Annotated in this window: 6 protein-coding genes and 1 pseudogene; 3 read left to right on the top strand and 4 right to left on the bottom strand. The window is 49.9% G+C overall.

Annotated elements, in window-relative coordinates:
• The 3 genes from ABYT30_RS16465 to ABYT30_RS16475 all read right to left on the bottom strand — a co-directional run.
• Positions 1 to 659: TCP-1/cpn60 chaperonin family protein (locus tag ABYT30_RS16465; protein ID WP_373097546.1), on the bottom strand; the 659-nt coding region annotated here is incomplete at its 3' end.
• Positions 660 to 714: 55 nt separating this feature from the next.
• The gene (gene groES / locus ABYT30_RS16470; protein ID WP_373083090.1) at positions 715 to 1,005 is read right to left on the bottom strand and encodes a co-chaperone GroES; all 291 of its coding nucleotides are present in this window, start codon (positions 1,003 to 1,005) and stop codon (positions 715 to 717) included.
• Between the two features lie 223 nt (positions 1,006 to 1,228).
• Positions 1,229 to 1,720 (bottom strand): FxsA family protein, encoded by a 492-nt coding sequence (locus ABYT30_RS16475; protein WP_373083091.1) that lies wholly within the window; start codon positions 1,718 to 1,720, stop codon positions 1,229 to 1,231.
• A gap of 150 nt (positions 1,721 to 1,870) precedes the next feature.
• On the opposite strand from ABYT30_RS16475, the gene ABYT30_RS16480 reads away from it, so the two are divergent.
• From ABYT30_RS16480 to ABYT30_RS16490, 3 genes are read left to right on the top strand one after another with little or no spacing between them, the layout of a single operon-like run.
• Positions 1,871 to 2,896 carry a phospholipase A gene (locus ABYT30_RS16480; RefSeq protein WP_373083093.1) on the top strand — a complete coding sequence of 342 codons (1,026 nt, stop codon included), beginning with the start codon at positions 1,871 to 1,873 and terminating at the stop codon, positions 2,894 to 2,896.
• 26 nt (positions 2,897 to 2,922) lie between these two features.
• Positions 2,923 to 3,573 carry a carbonic anhydrase gene (locus ABYT30_RS16485; protein ID WP_373083094.1) on the top strand — a complete coding sequence of 217 codons (651 nt, stop codon included), beginning with the start codon at positions 2,923 to 2,925 and terminating at the stop codon, positions 3,571 to 3,573.
• Positions 3,570 to 3,872, top strand: coding sequence for an MGMT family protein (locus tag ABYT30_RS16490; protein ID WP_373097545.1), 303 nt, complete (start codon positions 3,570 to 3,572; stop codon positions 3,870 to 3,872). Before ABYT30_RS16485 ends, ABYT30_RS16490 begins: the two co-directional genes overlap by 4 nt.
• A gap of 81 nt (positions 3,873 to 3,953) precedes the next feature.
• Here ABYT30_RS16490 and ABYT30_RS16495 read toward each other — a convergent pair.
• Positions 3,954 to 4,151: pseudogene (locus ABYT30_RS16495) on the bottom strand (AmpG family muropeptide MFS transporter); the annotation flags it as partial.

A 4,151-nucleotide genomic window follows, 5' to 3' on the forward strand; every position in this document is an offset into this window, starting at 1 on the left:
ATGTAAGGGCTGTCGTGTTCAACACTCATGTTCTCTGTGTTGTTAACGAAGTAAGGAGAAAGGTAACCGCGGTCAAACTGCATACCTTCAACAACGTCTAACTCGTTTTCAAGGCCTTGACCTTCTTCAACGGTGATAACGCCTTCTTTACCAACTTTCTCCATTGCTTCGGCAATGATGTCGCCGATGTTGGCATCGCTGTTAGCAGAGATAGTACCAACCTGAGCAATCGCCTTAGTGTCAGAGCAAGGGCTAGACAGCTTCTTCACTTCTTCAACTGCAGCGGCAATGGCCTTGTCGATACCGCGTTTGATATCCATTGGGTTCATGCCAGCAGCAACTGATTTCAGGCCTTCATTCACAATCGCCTGTGCCAATACGGTCGCAGTGGTAGTACCGTCACCGGCATCATCAGAAGCGCGTGACGCCACTTCTTTAACCATTTGCGCGCCCATATTTTCTAGGCGATCTTCTAACTCGATTTCTTTCGCAACAGAGACACCATCTTTAGTGATAGTCGGTGCACCGTAAGACTTCTCAAGTACTACATTACGGCCTTTAGGACCCAGAGTAACTTTTACTGCGTTAGCTAGGATATTGACACCAGCTACCATGCGCTGACGCGCTTCATTGCCAAATACTACGTCTTTTGCCATGATCGTTTAATCCTTCTATTTACTAATTCGTTGATTCAAAAGAAATCTTTTGCCGGACTTAAGCTTCTACCACACCAAAGATTTCTGATTCATTCAGAACGATCAGCTCTTCGCCGTCGACTTTTACAGTGCTACCGGAATACTGACCAAAAATAACCAGATCGCCCGCTTTTACGCCAACCGGACGCAATTCGCCGCTCTCAAGCAATTTACCCTGGCCAACAGCGATAACTTCACCTTGGTTTGGCTTCTCTTTAGCAGAACCTGGCAGAACAATACCGCCCGCACTGGTCTTCTCTTCTTCCTTACGACGAACTACAACGCGATCGTATAACGGACGAATTTTCATTTTTATCAATCTCCATTAAATCAATGATTTAGAATTTGTTGTCCGGTAAAACCGGTGTCAGCCCAAAAGCTATCACGCCTTTTGACCTGAACTCCCCTTTCGTTACGGATTGGGAAACAGCATGTATCCCAAGTGGGAAAACCAGGCTTATCACCGCCAAGTCACCGTGGGCTGTCCTGTAAATGGGGCTATGCAAATGCTTTTCAAGAGCACCGCCATAAATTTATTCTTCTTTTTTGTAATCCCCCTCAATAATCACCGTTTCACGTCGAGCCGCCGAATTTATTGGGGATGCAGCACCATCGGCACTGGGTTCATTGGGCTTAACCGACTGAAACCCAGATGCCTGAAAACTGTTTACCTGCATGACTCCGCGCTTTAAGAGCTGGGCAACCAGCCACTGACGCAATGGCCCGATCAAGCAAACAAAACCCAAGGTATCGGTTATAAAGCCGGGGGTCAGTAACAATGCACCACCGACAGCGAGGAGTAGGCCTTCCAAAATCTCTTTTGCCGGCACTTGGCCGCTATTCAAGCGCTGCTGAGCACGAGTCAAAGTATCGATGCCCTGCTGCTTGAGTAAGGCCGCGCCAACGACCGCGGTAAACACCACCATCCCAATAGTGGGAAGGCTGCCGACCAGACTGCCAACTTCAATAAGTAGCCACATTTCTAGAATCGGTAAAACCACGAATAAGGCGAACATTACGCGCATCAAAAACTCACTTTGTCGTATAGGGTTTAGTAATAGGTGGGGGAAATCCCGCAGAATTCAAGGGAGTTCGACCCAATTGAAAAATCTCCAGCAAATTAACTGAGCATTGGTTTACAATCCGAACTTTCCACGCTTCGACATGGGCCTTAGATGAATTGCCGCTATTTCTGCACACTGATTATTCTCGGCGTCAGTGCGAGCTTAGCGACGCCACTCCAGGCCGCAAGCCCAGATTGCCTGGAACTCGCCGCCCAGTCGGCCTCTGAATCAACCACCGTCGGCGAACTCCGCGACTTGTGCCAATCGCCCCTGTGGAGCGCGGCCACCAATCCAGATGACGAAACTCAGCAAGAACAGGCAGTCGTTGAACCTAAACATCAAAATAGTGGGGTCGTGCAGCAACGCTTTGAGCTAGAGCGCTTTACCCACGACAACCCCTTTGTGTTAACCCCCCATAGAAGTAATTACATCCTACCGGTCTCTTATCGCGACGACATGTTTGATTACAATAGTCTCGCGCCGGGCATCGACATTCAGCAAGACAATATCGAGTTAGAATTTCAGCTCAGCATAAAAGTCATGATCTGGGAGTCGATTTTTGAAAATAACGGCTATCTCAGCATGGGCTACACCAACCGCTCGTTTTGGCAAGCCTATAACAGCGTGAGCTCATCACCTTTTCGTGAAACTAATCACGAACCGGAGCTCATGCTCACCTTCACCAACGATTGGGAATGGCAGGGTTTTCGAAATGTTGGCAACCAATTAATATTCAACCATCAATCCAACGGCCGCAGCGAGCCCTTATCGCGAAGCTGGAACCGACTGATGCTGAATTTTATTTTTGAACGAGATCGCTTCGCGATGTCATTCAAACCGTGGTATCGGCTCAAAGAAGAGAGGGAGGACGACAACAATCCAGATATTGAAAAATACCTTGGCCATTTTGAATGGATGGGAATTTATAATTGGCATAATCGCACTTTGAGCCTCATGCTGCGCAATAACTTACGCAGCGAGAACAAAGGCGCCGTGGAGCTCGGCTGGAGCTTCCCAATTAATTCCAGGGTTAAGGCCTACGTAAAGTATTTTAATGGCTACGGAGAGAGCCTGATTGAATACAATAATGCCATCGAAAGTATCGGTATCGGTGTACTGATCAGCGACTGGCTGTAATCCTCACTGAAAATGGAAACACGACAATGATTAACGCTCAAGAAGCACTGGAACGACTAAAATCGGGGAACGCCCGTTTTGTAGACAAATTAAACAGTGAAACCGCTAGCATCATCCACAACAAGCGGCCTGAGCTGGTCGAGATTCAAGCGCCCTTCGCTATTGTCTTGGGCTGCTCCGACGCCCGGGTGCCAGCGGAGTTGGTCTTTGACCAAGGTCTAGGGGACCTTTTTGTTATCCGAGTCGCTGGTAACGTTGTTGCGCCCTCGGGCATTGGCAGTGTTGAATTTGCCGCACTCAATTTTGGCACACCGCTTGTTGTGGTGCTGGGCCACTCCAACTGCGGCGCTATTTCAGCTACCGTAGACGTGCTCACCGGCAATAGCAAAATTCCTTCTCAGAATCTGCACTCCATCGTCAAGCGAATTCGCCCCGCCGTAGAAACCCTAATGGCGACCGAACTGCGTCACGACCATAAAGCCCTGATCGAGCAATCTGTTCGCGCCAATGTTCGCACCTCGGTAGAACACCTCAGCAGTGGCTCGCCAACCCTCGAAAAGCTCATCAGCGAAGGCAAACTGATGGTAGTCGGTGCCGAATACTCACTGGAAACCGGAGAGGTCGACTTCTTCTACGAAGACTACTGGGAACGCACCCGCATTCTCGAAGCAGAATGAGCGAAGCCGCCCAGCAGTTTTACGCCGTCATTCAGGCCATACCTGAAGGGCGGCTGTGCAGCTACGGCGACATCGCCAAACTCGCCGGCCTGCCGGGTCAAGCCCGAAGGGTTGGCAAACTCCTCAGCCAAACCCCAAGTAACACCCAACTACCCTGGTTTCGCGTAATAAACGCCCAAGGCAAAATCAGCTTTCCCATTGGCAGTGACGGCTATCAGCGGCAGCTAGAAGCCCTAATTCGCGAAGGCAGTGCAGATGTATCGGGAAAGGTGTATTGGCGCCAGCGGCGGTGGCCTTGACGCTTTATGCTAGACGGGAGACGGAAGACGCTTAAAATACAAACAGCACACTGATTTTGCCTTTGCGTTCACCGTCTTCCGTCAAGCGTCTCCCGCCGCAGGTTCCCGCCATGGCGCGACTTTAAACAACATCAACATCCCCGGCACCGCAATTACTGTGCACAGCAGATAAAAATTCGTCCAGCCCACTGACTCTACGATAATTCCTGTGGTGGCATTGGCGAAGGTTCGCGGTACCGCCGCAAGTGCGGTAAATAAGGCGAATTGGGTCGCCGCATA

The sequence above is a fragment of the Zhongshania sp. genome (assembly GCF_041623545.1).
In the GTDB taxonomy this organism is placed as follows: domain Bacteria; phylum Pseudomonadota; class Gammaproteobacteria; order Pseudomonadales; family Spongiibacteraceae; genus Spongiibacter.

Bases quoted from the DNA above. Each gene is read 5' to 3' on its own strand.
- groES (WP_373083090.1), bottom strand. From the start codon at position 1,005: ATGAAAATTCGTCCGTTATACGATCGCGTTGTAGTTCGTCGTAAGGAA.
- ABYT30_RS16475 (WP_373083091.1), bottom strand. From the start codon at position 1,720: ATGCGCGTAATGTTCGCCTTATTCGTGGTTTTACCGATTCTAGAAATG.
- ABYT30_RS16480 (WP_373083093.1), top strand. From the start codon at position 1,871: ATGAATTGCCGCTATTTCTGCACACTGATTATTCTCGGCGTCAGTGCG.
- ABYT30_RS16485 (WP_373083094.1), top strand. From the start codon at position 2,923: ATGATTAACGCTCAAGAAGCACTGGAACGACTAAAATCGGGGAACGCC.
- ABYT30_RS16490 (WP_373097545.1), top strand. From the start codon at position 3,570: ATGAGCGAAGCCGCCCAGCAGTTTTACGCCGTCATTCAGGCCATACCT.